Consider the following 15,167-nt stretch of genomic DNA (forward strand, 5'->3'; position numbering starts at 1 on the left):
TCCACCGTTCAAGTTGACCTTTAAAAAACCAGGACATCCCATTGCCCGATAAGCAATGGAATGTCCGTCGAGTCGGGAATTCGGTCGCTTGTAAATGCGATGTGAGAGACGAGGACAGAGCGCTTTTCGGTTCAGGCCACAGCGGCGCTGGGGTGCACCGGCTGCTCCTCCTTGAGCAGTTTCCGGTAGAGCGCGACATGTTCGCGGCCGCAGTCGACATGGCTTATCGGGCGCCTGAGCGTTGCCCTGAGGTTGTCCCATGACCTTGGCGTGCTCAGCACGTCTATAAGGCGATCGGCAAGGTCTTGTGCGCTGCCGGTCCGGAAATGATAGCCGTCCAGCCGGTCGCGGACTTTTTCGGCCATGCCGCCGATGTCGGAGCAAATAATCGGCCGGCCATGGTGCAGCGCTTCCTGGATCACGATCGGCGAGTTTTCCCACCAGACAGATGGCATCACAACCCAGTCAACCGATCGCATCAGCCGCGGCATGTCCTGGTTTTGGTAGGAGCCGTAAAAGCGGACGCGGCGGCCGGCGTCTTCGATCAGTTTCGCTACGCGTTCCTGATACTCGATCGGCTGACGCTCGAGGTTGCCGCCGAAGATCATCAGCGTGGAATCGTCACCCCAGATATCGTCGGGCACGCGCGATACCGCGTCGATCAGCACATGAACGCCCTTGAAGGGGGTCATCTGCCCGAAATAGGCAAAACGATTGCGACGTGCCGTCGGCGCCTGCAAGTCACGCGAGGGCGTCTTTTCACCCAGGACGATGCCGTTTTCGATCACGAATATCTTCTCAGCAGCGATGCCCCACTCGACATAGCGATTGGCGAGAAAGGCGCTCGGGGCGATGAAGGCGTCGGCAAGGTTTAGCATGCCCCGCACGAACTGCTCGCGGCGCACGAAACGCGACACCGGGATTTCGGGGAAACACGTGTGGCAACTGATTGGCGAAGCGCCATTGCAAAGCTGGCCCGAGGGCCGCTTCACCATTTGCCCGTGGTTGTGACAGATCGGCAGGTACTCGTGGAAGGTCACGACGATGCGCGCTTTCGGCAGAGCGTCGCGCACTGCATAGAGGGCTTCCAGTCCGAACCCGATGATATGGTGGAAGTGGACGATGTCGGGCTTGATGTCTCCCACAAAGCGCAAGAGGTCGCGACGGATCGCGTCGGTATCGCCGTTGGACAGGAAGAAATGATCAAAGTCCTCGGCATGGTAGAGCACCTCGTCCATCGCCAGGCGAAGGCTCATCAGCGCCGACGCGCCGTGGCGCGGCACGGGATTGCCGACGCGGGCGAGGTAGATCGATTCGATCCCCGGCAGGCCGTTCAATGCCTTGTGCAAACCATGGGAGGCGATCTCGGCGCCGCCCAGCGAATGGATCGGGTGGCCGTGCGAGACGACCAGCACGCGGAGTTTCTCACTCATGCCGAAACCTCATTGTGGGTCGTGGTGTCTGGCTCGACGGTCTGCATCCAGCGGCCACGGAAGAGCGTCTGATCGACACGCTCCACGTACCTGGCCGTGGCTGCCGAAACGGCACCGGACGCCTCATCCGACCCGAGCATCTGCAAGGCGGGCAGCCAATAGGATTCGTAGCCCTTGCGGCTCAGCCTCAAGGCAAGATCCAGCCCATTGAGAGACGCACCGAGATAAGCCGGCGAAGGGCAGGTATCGTCGAGAAGCGCCTTGCGAGGCATGATGCAGCACTCGAGCGACGCGGTCGCCACCCGCGTCAGCTTCAGGCGGTTCACAGCGCCGACCGGATAACCGGCATACCGGCTCGACTGCAGATGATCCGCGCGATCGAGCGACGAACTGCCGGCCCAACGGATCGAATGATCCTCATAGGCAAGGGTCGGCGAAATGATGCTTCCGCTCCTGGTTTCATAGTTCGCAACAAGCGTCTGGTACCAACCGGGATTGGCGGGCGTCAGGGACGCAGACAGCAGGATGACGGTTTCATTGTCGATGGCCTGCGCCGCAGTCCGCGCAAGGTCGCTGGCATCGCCTGAACCTTCGACGGACAAAAGGCGCAGCGGCAAGCGATAGAATTCCGCAAGTCGCCGGATGCCGGCGGCGCGCCGGCGAAACTGTTCCGATTGCAGGACGAGCACGATCGGCGCCTTCCGCGTAAGTGGATCGAGCGCTAGAAGTCCTAACAGGGCAGCAAAATCCTCCTCGGCCTCCCCCGCGGCGACAAGGATTGCCGCCCCCACAGCCTCACCGAAGCGGCCAATGTCGATGACGGTCTCGATGGTCGGAGCATCAGTGCGAGCCGCAGTGATGAACGGAACAATCTGGCGATCGACGATATCGGGCAAGGCCCAACTGGTCGGATCGATTGCGTTCAGCAGCCGCAGCGCCGAATGCCTTGCCGACAGCCGTGTCGGGTGAAGCGGCATATAGGCGCGACGAGAATCGCGAAGGGTGACTTCGAGGTGAAGGGGTGCCGCCGGATCGCCGACGAGGCCATCCGCGAAAGCGATGAAACCGTGCGTACGGCGATGTCCGGATATCGCGCCCTTGAATTCCGGCCGGTCCACGAACGCTTCTTCCACGTCGAGCCGCTCGGTGCGGGTCCAGGCGCCATCAAGTCGCGCCCCGGCGCGCCCCCGGCGCAGCCGGACGCTCTGCACATGATCGTCCGGATCGAGCATCCAGCCTGAGATCAGGAAGGCGCCTTCATCGCCCTGATAGAGTGCGTCGACGCCGAGCCGGACCGGAACGGGGAGGCTTGAGATCGTTTCTGTACCGTCAAAGCCGTTGGCCGCCTCGCGCAGGCGCAACAGCACCTGCGGCGAGCTCTGGCTTTGGAGCAGCATCGCGCGAAGATGACCCGGCGTTTCTAGGGGGCCCGCAACGAACTTGCGCTCGTGGACCGGCGCATAGCGCCAGGCGCCACGCCCACGATAGAAAATGCCCTGGATGTCACGCGCCCGCGGAAGATCATCCGCAGACAGGAGGCCCAGAAAGCCGACCGCGTCTTCCGGTGCGTCGTTGCGCGGGAAAACCGCGATGCTGCACTCGGCGACCGATGCGTTTTCTGCCTTGATGATGGCGCGGCTAACGCCCGCGGCAATGTCATTCGCCCAGCCCTTGAGTGCAATCGCATCATCGTGACTTTCGCCAAGCAGTTCTATGTAGCCGTCCTTCACGGTTCCCGCCTTGAGGAGGACTGTGATCGCCGTGAGCTTCCGCGCATCGAGCGGCGGCTTCATCAACACGTCCACTAGGCGGCCAAGCACGTGAACGACCTGCGGGCCGGCGAGCTCCTTCAGCATGGCGGCGACATCACCTGTCGACACGGCACGTGGCGCAACGACGTAGCGTTTGCCGCCGCCTTCCTTTCCGAAGCGCAGCGTTGCCGGCATGCCACGCGTGCGGTCGACAGGGACGAGCGCGGCGAAACCATGGGTGGCGGATGTCTGTGGCGCGGAAAGCCGCCAACCGATGATGGAGCCGATCGCCTGGGTATCGGGGTCTTCATCGATCTCGACAGGCAACTGATCGGCCAACGGGCCGCCAGCGCCAATCACCAGCAGCAGCGCCTCGTCGATCGGGCACACCACGACCCGTCCGCTGCGCATGATCCGGGCAAGCGGTGCAGGGTTCGGCGAAAGGGAAAGCTCCTGATTGGGCATGATGCGTCCCCTTAGGTCCGCAGGAGAAGCGTCAGGATCGCACCTGCGGTGAAGCCCGCAAGCACAAAGAGAAGCAGAAATGCCGGCTTCAAGTCTCCGTTCGAGCGTTGCTTCAAGGCATTGAGGCTCTTTTCCATGCCCGCCACAACTCCATCGAGACGCATCAGGTGCACATCGAGATCGGTCAATCGTTGGGTGATTTCTGTCCGCAGGCTCGCGACGTCGTCGCTGACAGCAGCAAGTCCCGCCGCTTCGCCTTCCTCGCCGTCGTCGAGCTTCTGGCGGATGGCCGAGCGCTGAGAGACCTGGAGTTGACGTTGTGCCGCCATCAGCACATCAAGCTTGTCGAGCACTTTTGCCAACGGAGCGGCGATCAGGGCTTCGGCCGCCTGTTCGTCGGGTTTGGGAACGCGAAGCGGCAGCTCGCCGCCTTTTTCCGTCGAGGCCATGACAACCAGTTCGGCCGCGCGGGCGCTTGCCGTGTCAGGCAGGGCTATCTCGAAGGCATGGTTGCCATCGCCGATCCCGTTTCGCTTGAGATCGGATCGGTTGCGGTCAGCCAGAGCTTCGGCGATCACCTTGCCATCGAGCAGCACGCGAATGGCGAGCCGTTTCTCTGGCGTCTCGGGGTCGAATGCCCAACCGAAAACGCGGCCTTGGTCGATCGCGTCCACCCGGCCCTTCAAGGGTTTGGCGTTGTTTTGCTCCGGTGCGACATCCGGCTTGTCGGTTGCTACAGACATGGTCATTCCTCTAGGCCGCGGCGGTTCGTGCCGGCTCTATCGTGTCGATGAGCGTGAGATAGCGGCGGGCAGTGGCGTCGATATCATCGGGTTTGCGGGCGTTCGCCGAAAGGCGGCGCCTGAGATCCGGGTTTTCCGCGATGCGGCGCATGGCGGCGGCAAGCGCCCGCGGGTCGTTGGGTGTAACAGTCAGGCCGCTCACGCCGTCCTGAACCATTTCGGCCATGCCGCCGATATTGCTCGCGATCACGGGCTTGCGCTGGGATTGCGCCTCGCCGATGACGAGTGGCGCATTCTCCCACCAGATCGACGGCACGATGGTGCAATCGACCGCGGCGATGAGGTCGGTAATGTCGTCACGCCGGTAGGCACCGCGCTGCTGGACGGTGGGGGCGGTCTTCTTGAACAGGCGAGCGATCTCGTCCTTGAAGCTATCGCTCTGGAACGGTACGCCGCCATGTACCCTGAGCTCGAAGCGCAGGCCCTCGTCGATCAGTTGTCGCGCGGCCTCAAGCAGGACGGTGGTGCCCTTCCAGGGATTGAGGTTGCCGAAATAACCAAAGATCGGCCGGTCGTTTTCCTGCCGATCCTTCCGCGTCGGAAGGTCCCGCCGTGGCAAGCCATTCGCGATGACATCGATCTGCTCCCCGTCCAGGCCCCAATCGATGTATCGCTGCCTCAGGAACTGGCTCGGCGATACGAAACGGTCCACCGTGCGCAACAGGGCTTTAAGATGCTGCTCGCGAAGCACAAAGCGGTCGAGCGGGATATCCTTGAAGCAGGCGTGGCAGCGGTCGGGCGTCGACTTGTGGCAAAGCTCCTTGCCGCTGGTTCGCACCATCAGTCCGTCATGGTGGCAAAGCGGATAGTAGTCATGCAGCGTCATGACGATGCGACACTCGGGCAAAGTCCGGCGCACGATGTGCGGAAACTCGGCGCCGAGCAGCAGCAGGTGGTGAATGTGGACCACGTCCGGCTGGAAATCGCGCAAGAGCTCGGTCAGATCAGGAACGACGCCATAGAGGTCGATCTGGCTCATGAAGAAGCGGTCGAAATGACCGGACCACAACAGCACCTCGTCGCCCTCAGGGCCAATCGCCTGGAAGCTCGTGCCTGGGCGCACCTGCCGATGGGTCTGGTTGGTGGCGCCGAGGAAGAGTACCTCATGGCCGGCGCGTTGATAGGCGCGGAAGAGGTCGTGCGCGAAAATCTCCGTACCGCCCGGATGGAGCGCCGGATGATTGTGCGCCGCGACCAGAATGCGCTTCTTCATCCGTTTGCACCCCGGCGTTCGGCAACGAAGACATCCTGGTAGTGGCCGGCATCGTGCCCGCGCCAATGGCCGAGTGATTTCAGGATAGTTGAAAAGCCCGCCCGTTCGAGCGCCCGATCGAGAAAGCCGTCATCGAAACCGACAGCGGCAAGCGGCGGTAGGCCCGGCACGAACCAGCAGGGACCATCGCCGCTGCGATTGAAGCCAAGGCGCGGATCCCGCCTGCCGTTTTCATTCTTCGCCGCCACGCGATCGACCACGAACGCCGTCACGAAAAGCCGGCCACCGGGCTTCAGCATTCGGCTGACTTCGCTGAAATAGACAAGCACTTCGTCCGGCGGGAGGTGCGTGACGATCGATGTCATGATCGCGAAATCGAACGTTCGATCCGGATAGGGGAGCTTCAGCGCCTTGCCGTTGATCTTGCCCATGGGATTGTAGAGCTCGTGGGCAATGTCCACATGCTCGAAAGTGAAATTTGGGTAGACCGGCGTGACGGACTTGCGGCACCACGCGACACCGCCTTCCACGGGATCGACGCCGACGTAGCGGGCGCGATCGGCGTCGAGATACTGTGTGAGCGGAACGGCCATCCGGCCGATGCCGCTACCGATGTCGAGCACGCTGCTTTCCGGCTGCAATCCGCCCATGCGGATGAAATGGCCGAGAAACTCGGCGCCAACCGCCCGGTAGTTACCGTCTCCGACGAACACGCTGTTGCTGTCGGGCTGTGGCAGGAAACGATTGCTGAGAACCGTTTGAAGCATCCCGTCGATGCGGTCCTCGTTCGGCTGCCAGGCCGTTTGCAGGCTATCTGCGTGGCGAAGTGCGGGTTGGTTCATGCGGCGCTCCTGGCGGCAGTCTTGTGACCGCTCGGCGCTGCCGCCTCTTCGGCGCCGAGGTAGGCTGGCATCAGCGCGCTGATGTCGTCGTTCCAGCGTTCGGTGTGCAGCCATGCATTGTACTGGCTCGCAACACCGCGCGTGTAATCCTGGCTGCGGCTGATCGATCGCCGCTCCAGATGATAAAGGCAGGCAGCCGGCTCATAGACGATGTCGAAGCCGGCCTGCCGGATCTTGAGGCAGAGATCGCTGTCTTCGTAGTCGCCGATCACGAAGTCCTCGGCATAGCCGCCGACGAGTTCCCAGACCTCCCGGCGCATGACCTGACAGGCACCGGTGACCCCAGGCACGACGCGCGTTTTTTGCGCGGGCGCATAGGCACCGGGCATGCCCTTGTAGAAATGATGGTTCAGCCAGATGTCCTGCTTGTTGCGGGCAAAGTAGAGACCCGCGTGCTGCAGCGAACCGTCCTCAAAGAGAAGCTTCGGGCCGATCGCGCCGAGCGACTTCTCTCGGAGCACCGGGAGTGCAAGCGTCTCCAGCCACCCCGGCCCGCAGGGCACGACATCCGAGTTGAGCATGACGACGACGGAACCGCGGGCATAGCGTGCGCCTGCATTGCATGCACGGGCATAGCCACCATTGCGGTTCATCACCACGAGCTTCATCGAAAGCCCATGCAACAGGTGAAAGCCGCCGAGCAGGTGCTCAGTCTCGTCGTGGATTTCAGGGGAATCCAGCACATAGATGATCTCGGCATTGGCGGCGACAAAGGGGTCGGTGGCGAGGCCTGAGAGCTGAAAGCGCAGGAAGTCGAGAACGCGGTAGAGTGGCACGACGATCGAGACCAGAGGCGCCTCCAGCATAGGACCGAAGTCCTTCGTCTGATCGACCCTGATCGTCTTTCCCAGTCTTTGCTCCACGTCCTTAAGCGCGGGCGCGAGGATCGTGCGGAACGCCGCATCGATGGCGTGCTGTGGCGGAACGGCCCGCAGGATGCGGTTGCGTTGTGTCGCGGGATCGAAGGGCTGCGGCTTCGGCACCAACGGTTTGACGGCGCCGGAGGCAAGCCGCATCTGGAAACGGGGCTGAAGTAGGGCGCCGAGCGGTTCTCGCATCGGCAACCAGCTGACGAAGCCTGTCACATCAGTCTTCGAGCCTTCTTCCGCGCCACGGGCCCAGCCGGGGAATTCATACCAGTTGCCGTCAAGCGGTAACGCAGTGCCGTCTTCCTGAAGATAGTCGATCCCCGAGAGCACGCCGGACGGGTCACGGGTCCAACCGCCGACCAGCAGCCCATCGGGTAGCGCGAGCGCCAGATCGATCTCTGCACCGGGGTGGAGAGGGGATTTTCCGGCCTGGCGTGCCGGCAAGGGCGAACGAAGCTGTAGGTCGGTTGCGAGCGCCGTCCCGCTTTCAGGGATCGCAGAGAGGCAACGGACGACGAACTCCCTGAGGCCCAGCGCGGCGCCGTGTTCGGGCCACCATTCCTGGATGTTCTGGTAGCGCGAGCCGCGATGGGCGACCTCGCGGATGGCAACGCCACGCTTGCCCATGATCATGAGAGAGAGCGACTGCGGCGCCCGTGGCGTTTCGAGCACGAAGTGGCAACGGCGCCAGCCGCGCTCCGCCCGACCGGTGATGGCAAACTGCTGCGGCAACGGCAGGACCGCGTCGGCGCTCAGCGCATAGATTGCACTGATCTCGCCAAACTCGGCGCTGACGGTCGTTTCCGCAAGGTATCGGCCATGGGCAAGCCGGCAGGCGATCGTCGCGGGGCGCTGGCCAAGGTTCAGGGCATGGATCGCGTCGTCGACCAGACCGGTAAAAAACTCGTCGCGGGAAAGCCGGAATGCGCTCCGCCAGACGGTGAGCAGGGTGTTGAGAAACTTGAATCGCCCCTCGGGCATCAGACCGGCGAACTGTGCCGCCATATCGAGGAACGGAAGCCGGCCAGTCGGTTCGAGGACGACGGTCTGAAGGACATCGCGATCGACTGCGATTTCCGCAAGCTCGCGCTCGTTTCCGGGCCGCATTGCCCAGAAGACGCGTTGCCCGCCGTCGGCGCGCGGGAGGGTCATGCTGACAAGAGGAACGAGGGATCGCGATGCAGAAAGCGCATATTTGGTTTTCGCCGGCAGGTCTGCGGGGGCGTCCCAGATCAGCACAGCAACATCAAGGCTGAGCCTGAATGCCACAGCAGTTGCGAATTCGTCGCTGAGGCTCCTGATGCGGTCGTCTGCCGTCACGCGCTACTCCTGAAGGACGAAAAGGGAGGGCGCCCCACCGGGAGGAAGTGGGGCGCGCCGGTCAATCTCAATGGATCGTGAAGTAGTGGTTCGGGTTTGCCTGGATGTCGTCGGCATCGGCATTGACAAGCGTCAGCGTGTCGCCATGGCCGAAGTCGATCACGACGTTGCCGCCAACCTGGGTGACGCGCGATGCCAGATCTTCCGGAGAAGAGATGTCGAGGCCGTTGATGTCCTTCGAAACCTGCAGCAGGTCTTCGCCGGGCGTGAAGTCGAGGATAACGTCGTTACCGCCACCGCCGTCAAAGACGAACACATCGCTGCCTTCGCCGCCGCTCAAGACGTCGTCGCCTTGGCCGCCGTTGATAACGTCGTTGTCGGCGCCGCCGAACAATACGTCGTTACCCCTGCCGCCGAACAGCAAGTCACTGCCGCCGCCGCCAAGGAGAATGTCGTTCCCATTGTCGCCGTTGAGCACGTCATCACCCTGGCCGCCGAACAGGACGTCGTTCCCGTTGTCGCCATGGATGAGGTCGTCGCCCCAGCCGCCAAACAGGGCATCGTTTCCGTTGCCGCCGAACAGCAGATCATCACCTTCGTCACCGAAGATGGTGTCGTCGCCATTGCCTCCGTTCACGAAGTCATCGCCGCTGCGTGCATGGATGAAGTCGTCGAAGCGTGAGCCAAAAAGGGCGTCATCATACGCGCCGCCTTCCAACGTGGCCATATGCTACTCCTCTGAGTTGTTGCTTACGCCCATCTCTGGCCTCAAACCTTGGATGAGCGCCGCGACATTGCACTGCAAAAAAACATATGGCAACAGCAAAGACAAAATAAATACAGATGTACTGTGCTGTTTCCTGCTACCTCAGATGTATATTGTGTGTCGTTTTGATGATTATCCCTGGGATATAAGGGGTAAGTATCTTCGTTATTACTTGGAATTCAATTCAAATTTAGAAATAAATTGCCGGCGAAATTGAATTTCGCCGGCTTCGTATAGTGGTTAAGTTCTAGTTCAGTCTTCGCGGAAGGCACGGTTCAGGCTATCCGCAATCGGCGAGACCATGTAGTCAATCGCCGAGCGTGGCTTGTGGACGATCAGGACCTCGGCAGGCATGCCGGGATAGAGCCGAATGTCGGGGTTGGCACTGAGCGACGAAGCCGCGATGCGGGCACGCGCCACGTAGTAGGAGACATTCGATTTTTCATCGACCGACTGGTCGGCCGCAACATAGCTGATCTCGCCGTCAAGAGGCAGGTGCGTGCGTTGGTTGTAGGCCGTCAGCCTGATCTGCGTCTTCGAACCGATACCGATGCTGTCGATGTCACGGGTGCCGACATGCATTTCTACGAGCAGTGGCTCGTCCTCGGGCACGATATCGAGAAGCGGTTGCCCCGCCGAGACGGCGCTGCCTGCTGTGCGTAGCTGAATGTTGGTGACGATCCCGGCCTGTGGTGAGCGGATGTCGAGGCGGGTCAGGATGTCTTTGGCGGACACCAATCGTTCTTCGACATCGGAAAGCTCAAGGCGGGCCGTGGTGATTTCGCCGGCAATCTCGGATTGGAACTCATTCTCGATACCGGTCAACCCGAGTTCTGCTCCGGCTTCCGCCTTTTCGGCCTGGGCCTTATTACCGGCGAGCTCGCCACGGGTTGCCGCCAGTTCGCTCAGCTTGGCATCGATCTCGATAAGCTTCGAGCGCTGGGCGAACTCCTTCGCGACGAGAGTGGCGATCGCAGTCCGCTGCTCGGTAATCAGTTCGATCTGTCGATCGGTCGCGCGGATCTGCTCGGCGAGCGATTTGGCTTTCTCCGAAAATTCTTCGATGGTCTTGCCCTGAACATCGAGGCGACCGGCTTTTGCTTCGCGCCGGCGCTCGAAAAAGTTCGTTTCGGCCTTCACCGCATCATCGGCTGCCGGATCCGGCGCGCCCTTCAGATCATCGGGGAACGTGATTTCTTGTGAATCCGTCTGCTCCGCCCTCAGGCGGGCAAGCTTCGCAATCAGACCGAGGCGACGGCTTTGCAGCGCCTGCAGGTCGGAGCGGGCGCGAGTATCTTCGAGCTTGACGAGTGGCTGTCCGGCCGCAACGCGATCACCCTCCTGGACGAGCAGGCGCTTGAGAATGCCCCCCTCGAAGTGGCTGACAGTCTTGCGCTTCGAATCGACCACGATCGTGCCGCTTGCGACCGAGGCGCTGCTGAGCTCCGTCGAGAAAGCCCAGCCGAAAAAGCCGCCAAAGGCGACGAGGATGGTCGTGAGACCGGCAAGGACCACGCCACGCAACGGGGCGGAGGCGCTGCCTTCCGCATCGACATCCAGCCCATGCAGGGGATGAGGCCGGTCGATGATGGCAGGTAGGTTCTCCCCGCCACGCGTTGTCACCGCGTTCTTTGCATCGCGCGCGATCGGTAGATTGGGTTTCTTTGTCATGCGGAAACGCCTTCCCGTCTCGGTTCGCCCGGGGTCATGGATGCGACCACGTCGGTGCGCGGTCCGAACTGGGTGATTCGGCCGTTTTCGAGGACGAGCAGCTTGTCTGCCGCCTGCATGATGGTTGGCCGGTGGGCGATCATGATGACGATCGCGCCGTCGTTGCGGGCACGCTCGATCGCACGGATCAATGCTCGCTCGCCGATCGCGTCGAGGTTGGCGTTCGGCTCGTCGAGAACGATCAGGCGGGGGCGGTCATAGAGGCACCGGGCAAGTGCGATGCGCTGCCGCTGGCCACCGGAAAGCGTCAAATGGCCGTCCCCGACGGGCGTATCGTAGCCAAGTGGCAACCGGCCGATCATGTCGTGCACGTCGGCAAGGCGGGCGGCGTCGAGCACTTTTTGAGGCTCGCCTTCCTCCATGCGCGAAATGTTATCGCGGATGGTGCCTTCGAGCAGCGAGACCGATTGCGGCAGGTAGCCGGTCATCTGCCCGAACGAAGCGCGCTCCCAGAGATAAACGTTGTTGCCATCGAGGAAGACGCCGCCCGTGGTCGGTTTCAAAATGCCGACAAGGAGGCGGGCAAGCGTCGACTTTCCCGCAGCCGACGGCCCGACGATGCCGAGCACCTCGCCCGGCGAAAGCGAAAATCCGATGCCCTTGATGATCGGCACATCGAGGCCGGGGGCGGCATAGACCAGTTTGTCGACGACGAGATCGCCTTGCGTGCGCGGCTGCGGCATCGTTTGGCGTACGGCGAGATCTTCCTTGAGTGCCGCCTCGATCCGTCGCCAACTGGCGATGGCCAGCACCCATTGGCGCCAGTTTTCGATCATCGAATCAAATGGGGCGAGAAGGCGTCCGACCAGAATGGTCGTGGCCATCATCGCGCCGGGCGAGATCTCCTGCTTCATCACGAGGATAGAACCCGTCGCCAGCGCTGCCGCCTGGATCATGAAGCGCAGCGAGCGCGTGATGGAGGCCATCGCCTTGCTTCGGCTGCCGCTGACTTCGAGCGCATCCAGCGCATGCAGTTGCGCCGCGCGCCAGCGGCGGGCGAGAGCCGGGAGCATTCCCATTGCCTCAATCGCCTCGGCGTGGCGCAAGCTCGCACCAATTTTCGAGACGGCCTCGATATTGGCTTGATTGGCCTCTTTCATCAGCCGGCGAGTCAGCAAATCAGTCAGCAATCCACAACACACGAGCAGGGCAATGGAAATGGCGCCAAGAAGGCCGAACATCGGGTGCAGCGCAAAGAGCACGCCGAGGAAGATCGGCGACCAGGCGGCATCGAGCGGTGCACTGACGGCGGAGGTCGTGAGAAAGCTGCGCAACTCAGCCAGGTCTCGTAGAGACTGGGTCGCGCGGGTCAGCCCTTGATCGGCCGCCGCCTGCACTGCCGCGGTCAACACTGGCAGGTTCAGCCAACGCACGACCGCGCTTCCCATCGCCTGGAACGTCAGCGCACGGATATATTCGAGCACGCCATAGATAATGAGCGCCCCGATCACCAGAATCGTCAGCATGGTAAGCGTGTCCATGCTCTGGCTATTCAGGACGCGGTCGTGGACCTGCATCATGTAAAGCGGCGTGGAGAGCTGCAAGATGCCGATGCAAGCGCTCAGCAGCGCTGCATAAATAAGTGCCAAAACGAACACGCGGCGCGCCTTCAAAATAAGCAGCCGTGGATCGTTTGCTCCATTTTGCGCCGTCTTTGGCCCAATTTGGTTCTTGCTAATCATATTGCCTCGTTTGCTGTCACGCGTGGCGAATTTCTGGATAAGTTCGTTGGGGTCTTGAGGAAGCTATTTTGTTTGTTATCACTTAAATCACAGTGTTGCCGTGATAAGTGTGACACAATAATGGTGGGATGCTCAAGATAATCATATTCGGGGGGAGTAAAGGGGGCGAAAAATTGCTTCAAAATTTGAAGTAATTTTTGAATATCGTAGTAATGCTTAGTTGGAGAGAGGGATGAATCAAAAGATTCTCTATCCGTTCGCAGATTTCGGCGGCGCTGTTGCCATCCGCCCCGGGGATGACGCAGTTGGTAGTGCCGCTGAACACGAAGATATTGGCCAGGAGAGCGAAGCCTCCGTGGTCTCGTATTTCGAACTGGCGCGGATGATGGAGCGAGCAAGCAGACGGTTTACCGGCCTGTTGCGCGCCGAATTGACAAAGCTTGGCGTCGACGACATTGGCCCGGCGCAAGCCATGGTCTTGCTCGCGATCGGCGATGCAGAGGTGTCCGTGGCTGAGCTTTTGGATCGCGGCCACTATGTCGGTTCAAACGTGTCCTACTATCTGAAGCAACTGGGCGATGGGGAATATATCGACCGGGCTGCATCGCAGCGCGACCGGCGCTCGGCTCGCATTCGGCTTTCGGAAAAGGGCAGGCAGCTCTGCGATTCGCTCAGGAAAGCTGCCGGTGCCTATGAACGGGTGCTCAGCCACGGCGAGCAGGACCGGCGCAATCTCGAAACCGCATTTCAAACGCTGCACCGGCTTGAGCTGGTTTGGGGGAATGCAACGCGTTACGGCATCTGAGCCGCGGCGCGAACGCTGTCCTTTCATCGGTAAAAGGCTAGGAACATGCACGTAGCATTTGTACACCGGCGCGGCTTCTGCCAATTCGCCGCTCTCGCGGCCCATTTGGCGCAGACGGGAAATGAAGTAACCCTCGTGACGGAAACCGTCGATCAGCGGATTCCGTCCACGCGGGTCATCCGCCACAGGGCGGAACCGGGGCCGCAGGCCAATGCGCAAATGGCAAGGCATTTGGGCGTCCCGGACCATCACGTCCGCATAGGTCACCGGGTCGCAGAGACCTTCGAGGCGATGGCAAAGCAGGGCCAGGTGCCCGACGTCATCGTCGGACACACGGGCTGGGGCAGCATGATGTTCGTCAAGGACGTGCTGCCGAACGTTCCAGCGCTCGGCTATTGCGAATTCTTCTATCGCGCTGAAGGGGCGGACATCGGTTTTGCCCCTGACGACCAACCCGATTCGGACACGCGAAAGCGGCTGCGTCTGCGAAACATGGCGCAGCTGCTGTCGCTGGAGGCAATGGATGGCGGCATCAGTCCGACCCATTGGCAAAGGAGCCTCTATCCGACTGAGCACCGCGGACGCATCGCCGTTTGCCATGAGGGTGTCGATACGCGCGTCTTCCGTCCGGATGCATCGGCCTCCCTCAAGCTTCCGGATGGGCGGGTGCTGAAAGCCGGCGATCCGCCGATCGTCACTTTCGTGGCCCGCGACCTCGAACCATATCGCGGCTTTCCACAGGCGCTTGCGGCGGCGGCGAAAGTCGCGCGGGAACATCCCAATGCGCTCTTCGTGTTCGTCGGAGGCGATGGCGTCAGCTACGGCGCTCCGCCGCCGGGCGGAGGCTCCTGGAGGGATCACCTGCTGCAGTCCCTGGAGGTGCCGGCGGACCGGTTCCTGTTTCCGGGCGTCGTGCCACATGCCGTGTTGCGACAGCTCTTCCAGATCTCGGCGGCGCATATCTACCTGACCTATCCCTTCGTGCTTTCCTGGTCGGTGCTGGAGGCCATGGCCTGCGGCGCACTTGTCATCGGGTCGGATACCGCCCCCATGCAGGAAGTCGTGAGTTCCGGTCGCAACGGCCTGCTTGTGCCATTCTTTGATACGGACGCGCTCGCGGGCGCGCTTTCCGATGCGTTGCGTCACCCGGAACGGTATACCGAGATGCGTGCAGCCGCCCGCCGAACGATCGAACAGCGGTTCCGGTTGGGTGATTGCATCGCGCGACAGATGATGTTGTTAGACAAGGCAACAAACAGTGCCAAGACCTCTAATATCTCACTGGTTTCATCTGCATAATACTTCAAAATCCGAAGTATTATTTCACGAAAAACACAAATATCACTTATTGTGCAGTGCAAATAACCTTGATATGATTTTCGTATGAGCTTGAATTCGCCGATGTATTTCATTTCGGCGAATTCAAC

The 15,167-nt window shown here is 61.4% G+C and carries 11 protein-coding genes; 2 read left to right on the top strand and 9 right to left on the bottom strand.

Going from position 1 to position 15,167, the window contains the following annotated elements; translation table 11 throughout:
• Positions 1-131 precede the first annotated feature (131 nt).
• The 9 genes from ACTJKE_RS21715 to ACTJKE_RS21755 all read right to left on the bottom strand — a co-directional run bounded on the left by ACTJKE_RS21715 (position 132) and on the right by ACTJKE_RS21755 (position 12,935).
• Entirely contained in the window at positions 132-1,433 is a 1,302-nt protein-coding gene (locus ACTJKE_RS21715) for a glycosyltransferase family 4 protein (RefSeq protein WP_440692324.1), read from the bottom strand.
• Positions 1,430-3,649, bottom strand: a complete 2,220-nt coding sequence (locus ACTJKE_RS21720) for a hypothetical protein (RefSeq protein WP_440692326.1) — start codon at positions 3,647-3,649, stop codon at positions 1,430-1,432. The genes ACTJKE_RS21715 and ACTJKE_RS21720 overlap by 4 nt, the downstream gene beginning before the upstream one ends.
• A gap of 11 nt (positions 3,650-3,660) precedes the next feature.
• The gene (locus ACTJKE_RS21725) at positions 3,661-4,392 is read right to left on the bottom strand and encodes a hypothetical protein (protein ID WP_440661804.1); all 732 of its coding nucleotides are present in this window, start codon (positions 4,390-4,392) and stop codon (positions 3,661-3,663) included.
• A 10-nt stretch (positions 4,393-4,402) separates the two neighbouring features.
• Positions 4,403-5,665 (bottom strand): glycosyltransferase family 4 protein, encoded by a 1,263-nt coding sequence (locus tag ACTJKE_RS21730; RefSeq protein WP_440692328.1) that lies wholly within the window; start codon positions 5,663-5,665, stop codon positions 4,403-4,405.
• A complete protein-coding gene (locus ACTJKE_RS21735) occupies positions 5,662-6,507 on the bottom strand; it encodes a class I SAM-dependent methyltransferase (RefSeq protein ID WP_440692330.1) in 846 nt (281 codons plus the stop codon). Before ACTJKE_RS21735 ends, ACTJKE_RS21730 begins: the two co-directional genes overlap by 4 nt.
• Entirely contained in the window at positions 6,504-8,756 is a 2,253-nt protein-coding gene (locus ACTJKE_RS21740; protein WP_440692332.1) for a glycosyltransferase family 2 protein, read from the bottom strand. The genes ACTJKE_RS21735 and ACTJKE_RS21740 overlap by 4 nt, the downstream gene beginning before the upstream one ends.
• Positions 8,757-8,823: 67 nt before the next feature.
• Positions 8,824-9,483 (bottom strand): calcium-binding protein, encoded by a 660-nt coding sequence (locus ACTJKE_RS21745; protein ID WP_057249444.1) that lies wholly within the window; start codon positions 9,481-9,483, stop codon positions 8,824-8,826.
• A gap of 291 nt (positions 9,484-9,774) precedes the next feature.
• The gene (locus ACTJKE_RS21750) at positions 9,775-11,193 is read right to left on the bottom strand and encodes an HlyD family type I secretion periplasmic adaptor subunit (protein ID WP_440692334.1); all 1,419 of its coding nucleotides are present in this window, start codon (positions 11,191-11,193) and stop codon (positions 9,775-9,777) included.
• Positions 11,190-12,935: a type I secretion system permease/ATPase gene (locus ACTJKE_RS21755; protein WP_057249448.1), complete on the bottom strand. Its 1,746-nt coding sequence runs from the start codon at positions 12,933-12,935 to the stop codon at positions 11,190-11,192. Before ACTJKE_RS21755 ends, ACTJKE_RS21750 begins: the two co-directional genes overlap by 4 nt.
• A 232-nt stretch (positions 12,936-13,167) precedes the next feature.
• On the opposite strand from ACTJKE_RS21755, the gene ACTJKE_RS21760 reads away from it, so the two are divergent.
• The gene (locus ACTJKE_RS21760; RefSeq protein ID WP_057249450.1) at positions 13,168-13,740 is read left to right on the top strand and encodes a MarR family transcriptional regulator; all 573 of its coding nucleotides are present in this window, start codon (positions 13,168-13,170) and stop codon (positions 13,738-13,740) included.
• A 45-nt stretch (positions 13,741-13,785) separates the two neighbouring features.
• Positions 13,786-15,039, top strand: coding sequence for a glycosyltransferase family 4 protein (locus tag ACTJKE_RS21765; protein ID WP_440692336.1), 1,254 nt, complete (start codon positions 13,786-13,788; stop codon positions 15,037-15,039).
• Positions 15,040-15,167 lie beyond the last annotated feature (128 nt).

Source organism: Ensifer sp. 22521 (assembly GCF_052044795.1).
In the GTDB taxonomy this organism is placed as follows: domain Bacteria; phylum Pseudomonadota; class Alphaproteobacteria; order Rhizobiales; family Rhizobiaceae; genus Ensifer.

Coding starts and splice junctions, on each gene's coding strand:
- ACTJKE_RS21715 (WP_440692324.1), bottom strand. CDS start 1,433: ATGAGTGAGAAACTCCGCGTGCTGGTCGTCTCGCACGGCCACCCGATC.
- ACTJKE_RS21720 (WP_440692326.1), bottom strand. CDS start 3,649: ATGCCCAATCAGGAGCTTTCCCTTTCGCCGAACCCTGCACCGCTTGCC.
- ACTJKE_RS21725 (WP_440661804.1), bottom strand. CDS start 4,392: ATGTCTGTAGCAACCGACAAGCCGGATGTCGCACCGGAGCAAAACAAC.
- ACTJKE_RS21730 (WP_440692328.1), bottom strand. CDS start 5,665: ATGAAGAAGCGCATTCTGGTCGCGGCGCACAATCATCCGGCGCTCCAT.
- ACTJKE_RS21735 (WP_440692330.1), bottom strand. CDS start 6,507: ATGAACCAACCCGCACTTCGCCACGCAGATAGCCTGCAAACGGCCTGG.
- ACTJKE_RS21745 (WP_057249444.1), bottom strand. CDS start 9,483: ATGGCCACGTTGGAAGGCGGCGCGTATGATGACGCCCTTTTTGGCTCA.
- ACTJKE_RS21750 (WP_440692334.1), bottom strand. CDS start 11,193: ATGACAAAGAAACCCAATCTACCGATCGCGCGCGATGCAAAGAACGCG.
- ACTJKE_RS21755 (WP_057249448.1), bottom strand. CDS start 12,935: ATGATTAGCAAGAACCAAATTGGGCCAAAGACGGCGCAAAATGGAGCA.
- ACTJKE_RS21760 (WP_057249450.1), top strand. CDS start 13,168: ATGAATCAAAAGATTCTCTATCCGTTCGCAGATTTCGGCGGCGCTGTT.
- ACTJKE_RS21765 (WP_440692336.1), top strand. CDS start 13,786: ATGCACGTAGCATTTGTACACCGGCGCGGCTTCTGCCAATTCGCCGCT.